Origin of the sequence: Pseudomonas sp. SO81 (assembly GCF_030374125.1) — a bacterium.
In the GTDB taxonomy this organism is placed as follows: Bacteria; Pseudomonadota; Gammaproteobacteria; order Pseudomonadales; family Pseudomonadaceae; genus Aquipseudomonas.
Genome location: NZ_CP126126.1, coordinates 2,554,474 through 2,570,774, shown reverse-complemented (window position 1 = coordinate 2,570,774; position 16,301 = coordinate 2,554,474). Strand labels below are relative to the sequence as shown.

The following is a 16,301-nucleotide window of genomic DNA, read 5'->3' as shown; positions in this document are numbered from 1 at the left end:
ATATCAGGGACGGAAGGCGCGGGCGTCGCGAGCCCAGACGTCCAGGGCCGGCTTGAGGTCGTCCAGGGTCAGCTGGGTGCTTCTGTTTTCCAGCTGCAGGCCGTGGCCCTTGCGCACTACCCGGACCATCGGCTGGCTGGTGCGGGCGTCGAGCGCCTCCAGCTCGACATAGATATCGGTGTTGCGGTCGCGGGTGCCGGCGGCGGTGCTGGCGGCCGCGGCGACCAGGGCGATCGGGATCACCTCGTAGAACTTCAGGCCTTCGGCCGAGGTGCTCACCCCGGTGATGGCGCTGCGCAGCACCAGGGTGTCGGTGTTGGGCGCGTCGACCACGGTCATGCGGCTGGACAGCTCGCGGCGCATGGACTGCTGCAGATAGCCGGTGATCTGGTCGAGCGTGGCCTGGCTGACTTCGTCGCTGGGCTTGGGCTCGGGATGGAACACCGGCTTCTCGATGTACACCGAGCGGTAGTTGCCGGCGTTGTAATCCGGCGACACCCAGCGCAGCACCGGCGCGCCGCTGGCCGAGGTGGCCGGTTGCAGCTGCGAATAGTCGGAAAGGAAACCGGAATACTGGGAAGGCTGGGTGGTATTGCTGGCGCAACCGGCAAGCAGCAGACCGGCGACCAGGCCGAGGGACAGCAGGCTGGAACGATGCATCCTTGGCACTCCTAAGCGGGACGGTTTGGCAAAAATCCTAGTAGGGATTTGTGACCTTCGCCTGACGGCTTAGAACATATTTGTAGGCTGGCGCGCCGCCTCCCTGGGCGCGCGACGGGCCGCTAGTACGGCAACGCCATGTAGAAGCGCGCACCCTGCCCAGGCTGCGACTTCACCCCGATGCGCCCGCCGTGCAGCTGCACGATTTCCTGGCACAGGGCCAGGCCCAGCCCGGCACCGCCCTTGCGCCGGCCGACCTGGACGAAGGGCTCGAAGATGCGCGCCTGCTGGCTCTGCGGAATCCCCTCGCCGTCATCCTCGACACTGATGAACAGGCGATCGCCCTGGCAGCGCGCCTGCAGCACGATCAGCCCGCCCGGATGGCAATGGCGCAGGGCGTTGCCGATCAGGTTGTCCAGCACCCGGTCCAGCTGCATGCAGTCCAGCTGCAGCTGCGGCAGGTCCTCGGCCGGCTCCACGCGCAGCTCCACCTGCTGTTCCTCGGCCTTGTGGGCGAAGCGTCGCGCGGCCTTCTCCAGCAGCTCGGCGGGATTGCAGGGCTGCAGTTCGAGCTTCTGCAGGCCGCTCTGGTAGCGGGAGAAATTCAGCAGGTCGTCGATCAGCCGCAGCAGGCGGTGCATCTCCTCGCCCACCGTGTGCAGCAGGTCTTCCTCGCGACTGTCGGGCTGGAAATGCAGGCGCTCGCGCAGCAGTTCGAAGGCCATGTGCATGCCGGTGACCGGGGTGCGCAGCTCGTGGGAGGCACGCAGGACGAACTCGCTGCGCACCCGTTCGAACGCGCGCAGACGGGTCACGTCGTGCAGCACCATCACCGCGGCGATGATCGCCCCGCTGTCGTCGCTGACCGGCGTCAGGCTGTAGCTGAACAGGCGCTCGCCGATCTGCAGGTCCTCGCCGTGGCGCGACGGGTGGTGGCCTTCCAGGGCCTGCTCCAGCTGCGCCTGCAATGCCGGTTGCGGTAGCAGCTGGCTGAGGTGCTGGCCCAGGGGCAGTTCCTCCCAGCCGAGCTGGTTCTGCGCCACCGGGTTGCCGTGTTCCAGATGGCCCTCGCGGTCGAGGATCAGCAGGCCGTCATCGATGCCGTCGAGCACCGCCTGTAGGCGCCGTTGCCCGGCCAGTAGGGCGGCCACGTTGCTGGCGCGGAACTGGCTCAGCGCCTCGGCCATGAAGCCGAAGCGGCGGGTCAGCGAGGCCAGCTCGACCTCGCGGGTGATCGGCAGGGTGACCTGGAAGTTGCCCAGGCCGATCTGGTCGGCCGCCTCGGTCAGGGCCTCGATCGGCCGGCCGAAGCGTCGGGCGATGCTGTGGGCGGTGATGAAACCGATCAGCAGCAGGGCCACGCCGATCAGGCCGAGCAGCGCGGTGATCATCCAGGCGTGCTGGCGCGACTCTTCCTGGGTCAGCTCCACCGCCTCCACATAGCGGGCCTGGGTCGCCATCAGGCGGCTGCGCACGGCCTCCAGCACCAAGAGGAAACTATCGTCGGCGAACAGGCGGTTGCGCACTTCCTGGGGGTCGTGCAGGCGCTTCTCGAAGTTCGCGTAGGTGCGCTCGATCTCCTGCAGGGCCTGCCGGTCGGCGTCGTCCAGGGCGCTTTCCCCGGCGTTGGTCAGGGCCTGGCGGAAGCGTCTGGAGGAGTCCTCCAGCGCCTGCCGATCGAGCTTGTCGCGCAGGATCAGGACCAACTGGGCTCCCAGTTCCTGGCGCAGGACCAGACCGGCTTCGAGCATCTGCAGGTTGCGGTCCATCGACTCGCTCTGCGCGCGCGCCAGCATCAGCACGCTGAGCATGCCCAGCAGCAGCCCGAGCAGGGCCAGGGTGATCAGCGCGCTGATGCTGAGGAACAGCTGGTTGCGCAGCTTCATAGGCCGTATTGCTTGCGCTTGCGGTACAGGGTGGAGACGTCGATGCCGAGGGTGGTGGCGGCCTGTTCCAGGGTCGGGCTATTGCCCAGCACGGCGGCGATATGGGCCTTCTCCAGGGCCTCCAGGGTCATATCCGAGCCGACCCGCGCCACGCCGCCATCGTCGCGGGTATCCAGACCCAGGTGGCTGGGCTCCACCCACTCGCCGGGACAGATGATGCTGGCGCGCTCGATCACGTTGCGCAGCTCGCGTACGTTGCCTGGCCAGTTGTAGCGGCGCAGGGCGTTCAGCGAGGCCTCGCTGAAGCCGCGGGCCGGGCGCGCGTAATCCTTGACGAAGCGGGCGAGGAAGCCCTCGGCCAGGGCCAGGGTGTCCTCGGCACGCTCGCGCAGGGGCGGCAGGGTCAGGGTGATGACGTTGAGGCGGTACAGCAGGTCCTCGCGGAAGGTGCCGGCGCGGACCATCTCGGCCAGGTCCAGGTTGGTGGCGGCGAGAATGCGCACATCGGCCTGGCGCGTCACCGGGTCGCCGACCCGCTCGTATTCCTTGTCCTGGATGAAGCGCAGCAGCTTGGATTGCAGCGGCAGCGGGAAGTCGCCGATCTCGTCGAGGAACAGGGTGCCGCCATCGGCCTGGTTGACCCGCCCCAGGGTGCTCTCGCTGGCGCCGGTGAAGGCGCCGCGGCTGTGGCCGAACAGCTCGCTCTCCATCAGCTCGGCGGTCAGCGACGGGCAGTTGATGGTGACGAAGGGTTTCTTCGCGCGGCGGCTGTGGCTGTGGATCAGGCGCGCCACTTCGCCCTTGCCGGTGCCGGATTCGCCGAGGATTAGTACGTTGGCGTCGGTGTCGGCCACCTGCCGAGCGGTCTCCAGCACGGCCTTCAGCGCCGGGCTGTGCGAGTCCAGCTGGCCCTGGTTGCGCCGCGCCTCGCCTTCCAGCGCCTCCAGGCGTGCCGCCAGCTGGCGCACCTCCAGCTGCTGGCTGGCGGCCAGGCGCAGCTGGTCGGGGCTGCAGGGCTTGACCAGGTAATCGGCGGCGCCGGCCTGCATGGCGTCTACCGCCACGTCCACCTCGGAATGGGCGGTGACCACCACCACGCGCATCCACGGCACCTGGATGCGCATGCGCTCCAGCACTTCCAGGCCGTTGTCCTCGCCCAGGCGCAGGTCGAGGAAGCACAGGTCGAAGACCTGGCGCTGCAACAGGGCGTCTGCCTGAGTCGCACTGCCGGCGGTGGCGACCTGGTAGCCCTCGTCCTCCAGGCAGTAGCGAAACGTGCGCAGGATGGCCGCTTCGTCATCCACCAGCAGGATGCGGCCGCTGTTCTGTCCAGTTGTTTGCATGAGGTTCTCCAAGGCGGTAGCTCAGCTTAGGCCAGGAAAAGTCGTGCAAGTTGCACGGCCGTGACAAGGCTTAGTTGCAGATTGCAAGGTGAAGGCTCTCTCGTTTCATATGTAAGTTATTGAAATTCAAGGAAAATACACCTGAAAAAAGACTGGCACGGGGCTTGCGATATCAGCCGCAGGAGCGCTCGGCGAATCCCGGTTTCGTGAGCCGACGCGCAGAAGGGAGAGAGTTCCATGTCCAGCGAGACGGCCCACCTCAACGAGCTGATTGAGATCACTCGGGATGGCGAACAGTTCTACCGGCATGCGGCGCACGAGGTTCATGAGCCTAGCCTGCGCAGCCTGTTCGGCGAACTGGCCAGGGCCAAGCAGCAGCTGGTCGAGGCGTTGGCCCTGGCCACCGCCGCGCAGGACGAGGAACCGGCTCGTGGTGGAACCCTGCTCGGTGCGCTGCAACGTGTGTACGTCGACACCCGCGCCAGGTTCTCCCGCAACGAAGACGCCATTTACGTGGCCCAGTTGGCCGACGCCGAGGACCGCCTTCTGCGGGCCTTTGCCGAGGCCCGCGCAGAAGCCACGCCGCCATTGCAACAGCTGTTGGATCGTGAACTGCCCCAGATACGCGCCTGTCATGCGCGGATGCAGGAATTGAAGAGCTCTCTGTGAGCTCATCAGGAGGAACCAGGATGAATGTTCTCCGCTCGCCATCGCTTCGCAACAAGTTCGATCTGCTCGCCCGCGCCGCCATCTTGTTCGCCCTCGGCGTCGCCACCGGCCAGGCCGGCCAGGCACAGACCCCGGCCGCCGTGCCGCAAATACGCCAGGTGGCCGCGGACCTGCCCACCGTACGGCACTCCGAATTGCAGCTGAACCAGCGACAGCGCTGGGTGTTCTGAAGATTAACGGCCATGCCGCGGACCATTGTGGTCGCAGCACCGCCGCTTACGATCCGTGCCTTGCGGCGGGGTCCCACCAAGGAGAAACATTATGCTTAGTTGGTCCATCACCTTCCTGATCGTCGCCATCATCGCGGGCGTACTGGGCTTTGGCGGAATCGCTGGTACCGCAGCGGGAATCGCCAAGATTCTGTTCCTGGTCTTCCTGGTGATGTTCATCCTGTCCTTCATCCTCGGCCGCCGACCGCGTCCTTGACCTGACCGCGAGCGCCGGGCGGCCGTACCGCCCGGCGCAGGCGTGTGTCTGTAACAAAGCCCGGCAGGCGCTGGCCTGACGGGGGGGCGGGCGCGCTATCATCCCTGCACCTGTGGGGAGATGAAGCATGCTCAACGGCCTGTGGCTGGGTTTTTTCGTGGTGGCCGCGTTGGCCGCCCTGGTGCGCTGGATCGGCGGGGACGCCACGGTGTGGGCCTCCATGGTGGAAAGCCTGTTCACCATGGCCAAGACCTCTGTCGATGTGATGATCCTGCTGTTCGGCACGCTCACGCTGTGGCTGGGCTTCCTGCGCATCGCCGAGAAGGCCGGGCTGGTCGAGGTGTTGGCCCGCCTGCTCGGCCCGCTGTTCGCCCGGCTGATGCCGGATGTGCCGCGCGGCCACCACTCGCTCGGTCTGGTCACCCTCAGCTTCACCGCCAATGGCCTGGGCCTGGATAACGCCGCCACGCCCATCGGCCTGCGCGCGATGAAGGCGCTGCAGGAGCTCAACCCCAATCCCACCTCGGCGACCAATGCCCAGGTGCTGTTCATGGTGATGAACGCCTCGTCGTTCGTCCTGCTGCCGGTGTCGATCTTCATGTACCGCGCGCAACAGGGCGCCGAAGACCCGGCCCTGGTGTTCCTGCCGATCCTCCTGGCCAACGCCGTGTCCACCCTCAGCGCCCTGCTGGCGGTGGGCGTGATGCAGCGCCTGCGCCTGTGGGACCCGGTGCTGCTGGCCTGGTTCGGTGGCGCTGCGCTGCTGATCGGCGGCTTTATGGCCGTGCTGGCCGGGCTCTCCGCCACGGCGCTGACCGCGCTGTCCTCGTTGCTCGGCAACCTCACCCTGTTCGGCCTGATCCTGTGCTTCCTGCTGCTCGGCGCGCTGAAGCGGGTGCCGGTGTACGAGAGTTTCGTCGAGGGTGCCAAGGAAGGCTTCGAGGTGGCCAAGAACCTGCTGCCGTACCTGGTCGCCATGCTCTGCGCGGTGGGTGTGCTGCGCGCCTCGGGCGCGCTGGACGTGCTGCTCGACGGCATCCGCTGGTGCGTCGAGGGCCTGGGCTGGGACAGCCGCTTCGTCGAGGCGCTGCCCACCGGCCTGGTCAAGCCGTTCTCCGGCAGCGCGGCGCGGGCCATGCTGATCGAGACCATGCAGACCCAGGGCGTCGACAGCTTCCCGGCGCTGATCGCGGCGACCATGCAGGGCAGCACCGAGACCACCTTCTATGTGCTGGCCGTGTACTTCGGCTCGGTGGGCATCCAGCGCGCCCGCCACGCGGTGGGCTGCGCCCTGTTCGCCGACCTGGTCGGAGTGATCGCCTCGATCCTGATCTGCTACTGGTTCTTCGGCTGAGCGGACCTCGTTTGGGGTGCTGCCCGCGGCGAGCGCTACGCCGCCCGGCCCGCCTTATTCGAGCACCGAGTGGCCAACCGGCGTAGGGTGGCCTCGCCCGCGCAGCGGGCAGCCCACCTTCACACTCCGAACTCCTATTTGAGCCCCAGCCGCGTCGCCAGCCGATGCAGATTGGCGCGATCCACGCCCAGCTCGCGGGCGGCGGCGGCCCAGTTATCCTGCTGCCGCCGCAGGGCCGCCTGGATCAGCTGGCGCTGGTAGGCGTCCACCGCCAGGCGCAGATCGCCCACCGGCTCCTGCCCCGCCCCCTCGCCTGTCTGAACGGCCACCGCCGCCACGGCCGGCGCCTGCGCCAGCGGCGCCAGATCCAGGTCGCAGGCCTCCAGCGTGAGGATGCGCGGGCGTTCCACCTGGCGCGCCAGGGCCTTGAGCGCGGCGCGGCCGAGCAGGTGCTCCAGCTCGCGCACGTTGCCCGGCCAGGCATGTCCGAGCAGCGCCGCCTGGGCCTCGGCGGCCAGGCGCAGGCCGCGCAGGCGCAGGCGGGCGCGGTTCTGTTCGAGGAAGTGGCCGGCCAGCAGCAGCACGTCGCGGCCGCGCTCGCGCAGCGGCGGCACCTGCAGCGGGTAGACGCTGAGGCGGTGATAGAGGTCGGCGCGGAAGCGCCCGGCGCGCACTTCCTCGGCCAGGTCGCGGTTGGTGGCGGCGAGGATGCGCACGTCCACCCGGTGCTCGCGGTCCGAGCCCAGGCGCTGCAGCTGGCCGCTCTGCAGCACGCGCAGCAGCTTGGCCTGCACCGGCAGCGGCAGCTCGCCGACCTCGTCGAGGAACAGGGTGCCGCCATCGGCCAGCTCGAACTTGCCGCTACGCTCGCCGCTGGCGCCGGTGAAGGCGCCGCGCACGTGGCCGAACAGTTCGCTCTCCACCAGCTGCTCGGGCAGCGCCGCGCAGTTGATGCTGATTAGCGGCTTGCCGGCGCGCGGCGAGCGACCGTGGATGGCCTGGGCCACCAGCTCCTTGCCGACACCGGTCTCGCCCTCGATCAGCACCGTCAGGTCGCTGCTGGCCACCGTGTCGATCTCCGCCTGCAGGCGCTTGTGCGCGGCGCTCTGGCCGATCAGCTCGGCATGCACGGCCTGGCCGGCCACCTCGCGGAAACGCGCGGCCAGCTGGCGCTCGGCCTCGGCACGCTGGGTCAGGCTGAGCAGGCGGTCGTTGGCCTTCACCGAGGCGGCGGCCAGGCGGGCGAAGGCCTCCAGATTGTCCAGATCGCTCTGGGCGAAGCTGCCGGGCTCCATGCTGTCCAGGGTGATCAGGCCCCAGGGGCGGTCGTCGATGAACAGCGGGCAGCCCAGGCAGTCGTGCACTTCCAGATGGCCGACGTGTTCCTCGACCAGGCCGTCGTAGGGATCGGGCAGGTCGCTGTCGGCGGCGAAGCGGGTCGGCCGGCGATCGCCCAGCAGCACCTCGAAGCGCGGGTGCTCGGCCAAGGTGAAGCGACGGCCCAGGGTGTCGGCGCTGAGGCCGTCCACCGCCAGCGGAATCAGCTGCTCGCCATCCAGGCGCAGCAGCGCGGTGGCGTCGCAGGGGATCAGCGCGCGCAGGGCGCTGAGCAGGCGCCGGTAGCGCTCGTCCTCGGCCAGTTCGCGGCTGAGGTCGTCGATCAGCGGTAGCAGCGCCTGCAGCAACGGATGCGTGGTCATCATGACTCCATGATGTCGATATGACACGTTGTCCTATCGACTATGAATAACATAAATATATGATTTATAAGAGTAAATAATCTGGCATAAATCCTGATATTCCTCTGGCAGAAAAACCCTGCGTGCAAGAGGAATACCCCTTATGTTGTCCAACGAACACATCACCCTCGTCAAGGCCACCGTGCCCCTGCTGGAAAGTGGCGGCGAGGCACTGACCACCCATTTCTACCGCATGATGCTCGGCGAGTACCCGCAGGTGCGCCCCCTGTTCAACCAGGCGCACCAGGCCAGCGGCGACCAGCCGCGGGCCCTGGCCAACGGCGTGCTGATGTACGCCAAGCACATCGACCGCCTGCAGGCCCTCGGCCCGCTGGTGGGGCAGATCGTGCAGAAGCACGTGTCGCTGCAGATCCTCCCCGAGCACTATCCGATCGTCGGCAGCTGCCTGCTGCGCGCCATTCGCGAAGTGCTCGGCGCCGAAATCGCTACGGATGAAGTGATCGCCGCCTGGGCCGCCGCCTACGGCCAGCTGGCCGACCTGCTGATCGGCGCCGAGGAGGAGGTTTACTCCGCCAGCGAGCGCGCCCCGGGCGGCTGGCGTGGTGGCCGCGCCTTCCGCGTGGCGCGCAAGGTGCGCGAGAGCGAGGAGATCACTTCCTTCCACCTGCAGCCGGTCGACGGCGGCGCCATCCTCGACTTCATTCCCGGCCAGTACATCGGCCTGCGCCTGACGCTGGAGGGCGAGGAGGTGCGCCGCAATTACTCGCTGTCCGCCGTGCCGAACGGCCGCGAGTACCGCATCAGCGTTAAGCGCGAGCCGGGCGGCCGGGTGTCCAACCACCTGCACGACCGGGTCGGCGAAGGCGACGAGCTGGAGCTGTTCATCCCGGCCGGCGAGTTCACCCTCACCCCTTCGAGCAAGCCGCTGGTGCTGATCAGCGCCGGGGTCGGTATCACCCCGCTGATGACCATGCTGGAGGCGGCGGTGCACAGCGGCCGGCCGATCCGCTTCATCCACTGCGCGCGGCATGCCGGCGTGCAGGCCTTCGCCGCGCGGGTGGACGAGCTGGCGGCGGCGCATCCGCAGCTGCAGCGCTTCTACTGCTTCGAGGAGGCGCGCCCGGACGACGGCGCCGATGCCCATGGCCGCCTTTCCTTGGAGCGCCTGCAGGCCTGGTTGCCGGCGGAGCGCGACCTGGATGTCTATTTCCTCGGGCCCAAGCCGTTCATGGCCGCGCTCAAGCGCAACCTGCGCGAGCTGGGGGTGCCGGAGGCGCAGACCCGCTACGAGTTCTTCGGTCCGGCGTCCGCGCTGGAGGCGTGAGACCAGCGGCCGGCGCCATGCATCGCTGATGCATGCGCCGGCCTGCAATGCTGGCAAAACGCAGCTATGGTTCTGGTAGGCATTGCGCCTGTAGTAGGTGACCTACCATGAAGAACTGGACCATACGGACAAGGTTGTTCGTCCTCATCGTCCTGATGATGGCGGGCAGCTTGGCTATCGGCACCGCCGGCCTCACCGGCCTGCGTGGCGTGCTCGACGGCCTCAACAGCGTTTACCTGGATCGTGTGGTGCCGTTGCGCGACCTCAAGGTGATCGCCGATCTCTACGCGGTGAACATAGTCGACGCCAGTCACAAGGCGCGCAACGGCGGCATCCCCGCCGCCGAGGCGGCCAGCCAGGTGGAGCTGGCGGAAGGCAAGATCCAGCAGATCTGGAAAACCTACCTGGCGACTCACCTGATCGACGACGAGAAGCGTCTGATCGAGCAGATCCAACCCCTGATGCAGCAAGCCCATGAGCCGATACAACGGCTCAAGGCGATCCTGCGGGCCAACGACGGCGAGGCCCTGGCGGCCTTCACCGCCCAGGAGCTGTATCCGCACATCGACCCGCTGTCGGAACAGTTCGGCAAGCTGATCGAGGTGCAGCTGCAGGAGTCTGAGCGTCAGTACGAGCGGGGCCTGGCGCTGTACCAGCGCAACTTCAACCTGGTCGCCGGGCTGCTGGCGCTGCTGCTGATCGGCGGCGGCATTCAGGCCTGGACGATGAGCCGCGGCATCAACCTACGTCTCACCGAGCTGCGCGAAGTGGTGGCGCGCAACGCCGCCGGTGATCTCAGCCAGCCGGTGCAGTGCAGCGGCGGCGACGAGATCACCGAGGTGCAGACCTCGTTCAAGCTGATGCAGGAGAACCTGCGCGACACCCTGCAGGGCATCCAGGGCGCCGCCACCCAGCTGGCCTCGGCGGCCGAGCAGCTGCACGCGGTCACCGAGCAGTCGGCCCAGGGCATCAACCGGCAGAACGACGAGATCCAGATGGCCGCCACCGCTGTCACCGAGATGTCGGCGGCGGTGGACGAGGTGGCGCGCAACGCCAACCACACCTCGGATTCCTCCCGCGAGGCGCAGGAGACCGCCGAGGCCGGGCGGCGCCAGGTCAGTACCACGCGCAGCACCATCGAGCAGCTCAGTGATCGCTTGCAGATCACCTCGGGCACCATCGCCCGCCTGGCCGACGAGGCCATCGCCATCGGCCGGGTGCTGGAGGTGATCCGCACCATCGCCGAGCAGACCAACCTGCTGGCCCTCAACGCCGCCATCGAGGCGGCGCGGGCCGGTGACCAGGGCCGCGGCTTCGCCGTGGTAGCCGACGAGGTGCGTGCGCTGGCCCAGCGCACGCAGAGCTCGACCCAGGAGATCGAGCGGATGATCAGCGCGATCCAGAGCGCCAGCCAGGAGTCGGTGGACGCCATGGGTGCCAGCAGCGAGTACGCCAGCCGCAGCAGCGAGATGGCCAGCCAGGCCGACGGTGCCCTGGCGCTGATCGCCGAGCGGGTCGGGCAGATCAACGAGATGAACCTGGTGATCGCCAGCGCCGCCGAGGAACAGGCTCAGGTGGCGCGCGAGGTGGATCGCAACCTGGTGGCGATCCGCGACATCGCCGAGCAGAACTCCACCGGCGCCCAGGAAACCTCGGTGGCCAGCGACCAGCTGGCGCGCCTGGCCAGCGAGCTGAACGGCATGGTGCAGCGCTTCCGCCTGTAGCGGCTCAGCGGGTTGCCTGTTCGTCGTCGTCCTCGTCGGCGAACAGGCCCTTGCCCCACTCCAGCAGCGGGTCGTCGTACTGGTGCGCCTCCAGCGCGGCCAGCTTGGGTTCGATAAAGGCCTCGAAGGCCGCTCCCGAGTCGAAGTGGTGCTGGCCGGTGAACACGGCGAACAGCAGCTTCTTGCCGATGCTGACGGAGAACATGTTGCCGATCGGCTCGCCGTTCTTGCGCAGTAGGATCAGCTTGGCGTGGCTGCCGAGCTTGCGGGTCAGCTCGATCTCTTCCTCGGTCACCCCCTCACCCAGCAGGCCCAGGGCGATGCCGGCGCCCTGCAGCGAGCTGTAGCTGGCCATCAGCGCTTCGCCGGCGCTAGGGGTGAGCGACACGGTGCTGTGCAGGTAGAGGCCGCTGAGTGGCTCGGAGTCGTAGCTCAGGTCCGTGGTGCGGGTCCAGTAGGTGGTGGTCTTGCCGAAGTAGCCGGCCTCCTCGCCATAGCCGAAGTCGGCGCCGGTGAGCAGCAGCTGGCGCTCCGCCGCGCTGGGTTGCGAGTCGTCGCTGCAGCCGCCCAGCAGCAGGACGAGCAGCAGGCAGGTGATGGTTCTGAGCATGGTGCGTTCCTTGCGATGTGCCTGGACGCAGCTTGCCCCAGCGCCCCTGTCCTGACTAGCGACTAGTCGACGCGGAAGCGCAGCACGCCGATCTGCTGGCCGGCCTCGGTCACCACCTGCACCTGCCAGTCGCCCGCCGGCTGGCCGGGGAAGTTGCGCTTGTGGGTCCAGGCCCGGTAGCCGGCCTTGCGTCCGCCGTGGATATCCAGGGCGATGCGGTCCATCTCCACGCCGTCGCGTTTCCACACGTGATAGATGCGTTCGTTCAACCCGCGCGGTGCGCTGATCGCGGTGTAGGCGTAGAGCCCGGCCTGTTGCAGCTGAGCGGCGGAGACCTGCTTCAGGCTGCGCCCGGGCTTGCGTTCCTGCAGCTGTTCGGTGACCGCCACCTGGGTCAGCCACAGGGTCGCCGGCGGCACCCAGGGCCGCGCCAGCCAGGCACCGACGCCGAGGGCGGCGACCAACCCGGCCAGGGTCGCCCAGCGCCAGCCGCGCTGGATGCGCAGGCTGCTGCCGAGGCTGGGCAGGGTCACCACCAGGGCGATGCCCAGGGCCAGGCGGTAGCTCTCGGCGGTGGTCAGGTGGACGATCAGCGGCAGCGCCACCAGCAGCACGGCGAACAGCGCCAGGCTGTGGAAGCTCAGGTACAGCCAGCGCCGCGCGGCCAGCCACTTGTAGTAGAGCGGATCGATGATCGCCAGCAGCGCCGCGGCGCCGAGCAGGCCGGTGAACAGCGCCTGGCCGCTGTTCCAGGCGGTTGTGATGAAGAAGAACGGCAGGGCGAAGAACAGGCTTTCCTGGTGGATCAGCTGGGTCAGGTAGCGCAGCAGCAGCGGCGGCACCTCGATCCCCAGCCAGCGCGCCGCGCTGCGGGTCAGCAGGCCCTCCAGCAGCAGCCAGACCCAGCTCAGCAGCATCAGCACGGCGATCACCTTGCCCACGCCGGCCTGGCGGTCGACCAGGATGAAGCTGGCCACACCCGAGCAGAAACCGAACGCGGCGATCAGGCCGGGGTAGCGTTGCAGCAGGGCGAGCAGGCGAAGCAGGTGGGGTTTCCAGTGCGGCATCGGAGAGGTGGCGGCGGGCGTGATCGGGGGCGGCAGGATACCAGCAGCATCGCCGTCGTGGCGCGGCGTACTGGCGCGACGCGATGACCGGGTCAACACTTCAAGGCATGCGGAAAGAGGGCAGTCGATGACGCGGTGGCGATGGATGGCGGGCTGGCGAGCGGCCCTGGGCGCTCTGGCGTCGCTGCCGGCGGTCGTCGGCCAGGCGGCCGAGGAGCTGCCGCTGTACCTGATGGAGGTGCCGCCGATCACCATCAACCAGGCCGAGCGCAAGGGCATAGTCGGCGACATCACCCTCGAGGCCCTGCGCCGCGCCGGCTACGCCCACCAGCTGGTGGTGGTGCCCAGCCCGCGGGCCCTGGCGCTGGTGCCGGGGCTGCAGGACACCCTGATCATTCCCCTGGCGCGGCTGCCCGAGCGCGAACCGCAGTTCACCTGGATCGCCGAGATCATGCGGGTGGAGCGCGCCTTCTACACCCGCTCGCGGCGGCTCGGCTCCTTCGCCGAGGCCAGTGCGCTGCGCAGCATCGCCGTGTCGCGCGGCTCCGCCGGGCACAGCATCCTGCTCGACCGTGGCTTCGCGCCGGCGCAGATAGTCGAGGTCAATCAGGGACCCTCGGCGCTGCACATGGTGCGCGCCGGGCGGGTCGATGCCTGGTACAACCCGGTGCTGGAGGCCGAGCTGCTGCAGCGCCAGGAGGGCGGTCTGCACCTGATGCAGAGCGAACTGCTCGGCTCCACCGCCCAGTACCTGGCGTGCTCGCGGCGCTGCGATCTGCGCCTGGTGAAGCGCCTGGGCGCGGCGGTGCAGAGCATGCGCGACGACGGCAGTCTGGAGCTGGCTACCTGAAGCACTGAGCCTCAGGCGGCCGGCGGCGCCTCGCCATTGTCCGGGGGCAGCGCCGCACCGTTCTCCTCTTCCTGCGCTCCTTCATTGCCGACGTCTTCCAGCACCACATAGGCGCTGCCGCAGAACAGCGAGTTGAGGCGCTTCATGTCGGCGATCAGCTCCAGGTGCAGGGCGCTGGTCTCGATGCTCTGCACCACCTGGCGGCTGAGGCGGCCGACATGGGCGTGGGCCAGCTTGCGTTCCTCGCGGCGGAAGCGGCGTTTCTCCTGCAGCAGGCGCTGGGCATTGTCGCGGTTGCCGTTAAGGAACACGTTGAGGCCCAGGCGCAGGTTGTTGGCCAGCAGCTCGTGCAGGCCGCTGAGTTCCTCCAGGCCGCTGTCGGAGAAGCTGTAGTGGCGGGCGCGCTTGTGGTTGTCGAGCTTGCCGGCCATCTGCTCGATCAGGTCGCCGGCATGCTCCAGGTTCACCGCCAGCTCGATGATCTCCGCCCAGCGCCGGCTGTCATGGGCCGGCAGGTCGTCGCGCGGCATCTGCGCCAGGTACAGCTTGACCGCGCCGTACAGGGCATCGACGTCGTCGTCCAGGCGCCGCAACTGTTGGCTGGCCTCGCCGGAGCCGCCGTGCAGCACCTCGCGCAGGTGCACCAGCATCTGCTCCACCAGGTCGCCGATGCGCAGGGTCTCGCGCACCGCGTTGGCCAGCGCCAGGCTGGGCGTCTCCAGCGCCGTGCGGTCGAGGTGGCGCGGGCGGGCCACGCCTTCGTCGCGCGCCCGCTCCGGCAGCAGCAGGCTGCACAGGCGTGCCATCCAGCCTACGGTCGGTAGCAGCAGCAGACAGCGCAGGCTGTTGTAGACCAGGTGGAAGCCGATCACCAGGGTCGCGGCGGACCAGTCCAGCTGTTCCATCCAGTGCACCAGCGGCTCCACCAGCGGCAGTACCAGGAGCAGGCCGAGCAGCTTGTACAGCAGGCTGCCCACGGCCACCCGGCGCCCGGCCGCCGACTGCATGCTGCTGTTGATCAGCGCCAGCACGCCGCTGCCGATATTGGCGCCGATGACCAGGCCGATGGCCACCGGCAGGCTGATCATGCCGCTGCCGGCCAGGGTGGCGGTGAGCAGCACGGCGGCCAGGCTGGAATAGGTGATCAGGGCGAACAGCGCACCGACCAGGGCATCCAGCAGCAGGTCGCCGGTCAGCGAGGCGAACAGCGCCTCGATGCTGTGGGATTCGGCGATCGGCCGCGCGGCCTGGACGATCAGCTGCAAGGCCAGGATCAGCAGGCCGAGGCCGATCGCCACCCGGCCGATCTGGCCCAGGCGGCTCTGCTTGCGTGAGAGGAACAGCACCACGCCGACGAAGATCAGCAGCGGCGACAGCCACGACAGGTCGAGGGTCAGCACCCGTGCCATCAGCGCCGTACCGACGTCGGCACCGAGCATGATCGCCAGGGCCGGGGCCAGCGCCATCAGTTCCTGGGCGACGAAGGAGGTGACCAGCAGGGCGGTGGCGTTGCTGCTCTGCACCAGGGCGGTGACGCCGATGCCGGCGGCGAACGCCTGCGGCCGCCGCGCCACGCTGTGGCTGAGGATGCGCCGCAGCTGCGAGCCATACACCCGCAGGATGCCGGTGCGCACGATATGGGTGCCCCACACCAGCAGGGCGATGGCGGACAACAGATTGAGCAGGGTCAGCATGGCGCAGCCTCGGGGCTCGCTCTTCTTCGATGGGTGCGGTTTCCGGCGCCCTCCTGTTTAGCTTTAGTTGTAGATCGATGACAGCGCCAGCCGTTCAGCTTCGCTGCGGAAGATCGACCTTGCCCTGCGTTGCGGCGGCACGGAGCCGCCGAGCGGCGCTCCGTGCGTGGGTGTGTCAGCGGCGCAGCTTGGCCAGCAGGCGGAGGATTTCCAGGTACAGCCAGACTAGGGTCAGCATCAGGCCGAAGGCGGCATACCACTCCATGTACTTCGGGCACTGCTGCTCGACGCCCTGCTCGATGAAGTCGAAATCCAGCACCAGGTTGAGCGCGGCGATCACCACCACGAACAGGCTGAAGCAGATGCCGAGCACGCCGCTCTCATGGATGAAGGGGATCGACAGGTCGGTGAACAGGCGCAGGCCCAGGTTGACCAGGTACAGCAGGCAGATGGCGCCGGTGGCGGCGACCACGCCCAGCTTGAAGTTCTCGGTGGCGCGGATCAGCCCGCTGCGGTACGCGGCCAGCAGGCAGAACAGGGTGCCGAAGGTCAGCGCCACCGCCTGCACGACGATGCCCGGGTACTTGGCCTCGTAGAACGCCGAGATGGCGCCGACGAACACACCCTCGACCAGCGCATGCAGCGGCGCCAGGTAGGGTGCGGTGCGCTTGGCGAAGATGATGATCAGCGACAGCAGGAAGCCGCCGATGGCGCTGCCCAGCACCCAGGGCATCAGGCCGGCGGCCGCCTCGGGGTTGCTGAAGTAGCTGTTCCACACCCAGACCGCCGAGATCAGCGTCAGGGCCAGCAGCATGGCCGTCTTGTTGACGGTGCCGCCGAGGGTCATCGGGTCTGCGGATACATCCAGGTTGCTGAAGGCTTTTTCGGAAAGCGAGGGATTGCCAGATGCCATGTTGCGCTCCTTGCGTCGTTG

At 68.2% G+C, this 16,301-nt stretch carries 15 protein-coding genes; 7 read left to right on the top strand and 8 right to left on the bottom strand.

From position 1 onward, the window contains the following. Nucleotides 1-3 precede the first annotated feature (3 nt). The 3 genes from OH686_RS11885 to algB all read right to left on the bottom strand — a co-directional run bounded on the left by OH686_RS11885 (nt 4) and on the right by algB (nt 3,889). Nucleotides 4-660, bottom strand: a complete 657-nt coding sequence (locus OH686_RS11885) for a DUF3313 domain-containing protein (RefSeq protein ID WP_289532793.1) — start codon at nt 658-660, stop codon at nt 4-6. Nucleotides 661-782: 122 nt separating this feature from the next. Then, nucleotides 783-2,546: an ATP-binding protein gene (locus OH686_RS11880; RefSeq protein WP_137973831.1), complete on the bottom strand. Its 1,764-nt coding sequence runs from the start codon at nt 2,544-2,546 to the stop codon at nt 783-785. Then, nucleotides 2,543-3,889, bottom strand: coding sequence for a sigma-54-dependent response regulator transcription factor AlgB (gene algB, locus OH686_RS11875; protein ID WP_289532791.1), 1,347 nt, complete (start codon nt 3,887-3,889; stop codon nt 2,543-2,545). Before algB ends, OH686_RS11880 begins: the two co-directional genes overlap by 4 nt. Before the next feature lie 237 nt (nt 3,890-4,126). Between algB and OH686_RS11870 the strand changes: the two genes are divergently transcribed. The 4 genes from OH686_RS11870 to OH686_RS11855 all read left to right on the top strand — a co-directional run bounded on the left by OH686_RS11870 (nt 4,127) and on the right by OH686_RS11855 (nt 6,398). Beyond that, a complete protein-coding gene (locus OH686_RS11870) occupies nt 4,127-4,558 on the top strand; it encodes a PA2169 family four-helix-bundle protein (protein ID WP_289532790.1) in 432 nt (143 codons plus the stop codon). 20 nt (nt 4,559-4,578) lie between these two features. Continuing rightward, entirely contained in the window at nt 4,579-4,788 is a 210-nt protein-coding gene (locus OH686_RS11865; RefSeq protein WP_137973828.1) for a hypothetical protein, read from the top strand. Between the two features lie 91 nt (nt 4,789-4,879). Further along, on the top strand, nt 4,880-5,044 hold the full coding sequence (locus tag OH686_RS11860; protein WP_137973827.1) for a DUF1328 domain-containing protein: 165 nt from the start codon (nt 4,880-4,882) through the stop codon (nt 5,042-5,044). Between the two features lie 127 nt (nt 5,045-5,171). Then, on the top strand, nt 5,172-6,398 hold the full coding sequence (locus OH686_RS11855) for a spore maturation protein (RefSeq protein WP_137973826.1): 1,227 nt from the start codon (nt 5,172-5,174) through the stop codon (nt 6,396-6,398). A 134-nt stretch (nt 6,399-6,532) separates the two neighbouring features. Here OH686_RS11855 and norR read toward each other — a convergent pair whose 3' ends face one another. Next, nucleotides 6,533-8,098 (bottom strand): nitric oxide reductase transcriptional regulator NorR, encoded by a 1,566-nt coding sequence (gene norR / locus OH686_RS11850; protein ID WP_289532789.1) that lies wholly within the window; start codon nt 8,096-8,098, stop codon nt 6,533-6,535. 142 nt (nt 8,099-8,240) lie between these two features. Here norR and hmpA point away from each other — a divergent pair, with 142 nt between their 5' ends. Together hmpA and OH686_RS11840 are read left to right on the top strand one after the other, a co-directional pair. After that, entirely contained in the window at nt 8,241-9,422 is a 1,182-nt protein-coding gene (gene hmpA / locus OH686_RS11845) for an NO-inducible flavohemoprotein (protein WP_289532788.1), read from the top strand. A gap of 107 nt (nt 9,423-9,529) precedes the next feature. Beyond that, a complete protein-coding gene (locus OH686_RS11840; RefSeq protein ID WP_289532787.1) occupies nt 9,530-11,146 on the top strand; it encodes a methyl-accepting chemotaxis protein in 1,617 nt (538 codons plus the stop codon). A 4-nt stretch (nt 11,147-11,150) separates the two neighbouring features. On the opposite strand, the gene OH686_RS11835 is transcribed toward OH686_RS11840, so the two are convergent. After that, a complete protein-coding gene (locus tag OH686_RS11835) occupies nt 11,151-11,756 on the bottom strand; it encodes a hypothetical protein (RefSeq protein ID WP_289532786.1) in 606 nt (201 codons plus the stop codon). A gap of 62 nt (nt 11,757-11,818) precedes the next feature. Then, nucleotides 11,819-12,823 (bottom strand): DUF5924 family protein, encoded by a 1,005-nt coding sequence (locus tag OH686_RS11830; RefSeq protein WP_289532785.1) that lies wholly within the window; start codon nt 12,821-12,823, stop codon nt 11,819-11,821. Nucleotides 12,824-12,950: 127 nt separating this feature from the next. Between OH686_RS11830 and OH686_RS11825 the strand changes: the two genes are divergently transcribed. Next, entirely contained in the window at nt 12,951-13,673 is a 723-nt protein-coding gene (locus tag OH686_RS11825; protein ID WP_289532784.1) for a substrate-binding periplasmic protein, read from the top strand. 11 nt (nt 13,674-13,684) lie between these two features. Here the strand turns inward: OH686_RS11825 and OH686_RS11820 are convergent, their stop codons facing one another. Further along, nucleotides 13,685-15,367, bottom strand: a complete 1,683-nt coding sequence (locus OH686_RS11820) for a Na/Pi cotransporter family protein (RefSeq protein ID WP_289532783.1) — start codon at nt 15,365-15,367, stop codon at nt 13,685-13,687. A gap of 175 nt (nt 15,368-15,542) precedes the next feature. Beyond that, the gene (locus tag OH686_RS11815) at nt 15,543-16,280 is read right to left on the bottom strand and encodes a Bax inhibitor-1/YccA family protein (protein WP_137973818.1); all 738 of its coding nucleotides are present in this window, start codon (nt 16,278-16,280) and stop codon (nt 15,543-15,545) included. Nucleotides 16,281-16,301: the final 21 nt, after the last annotated feature.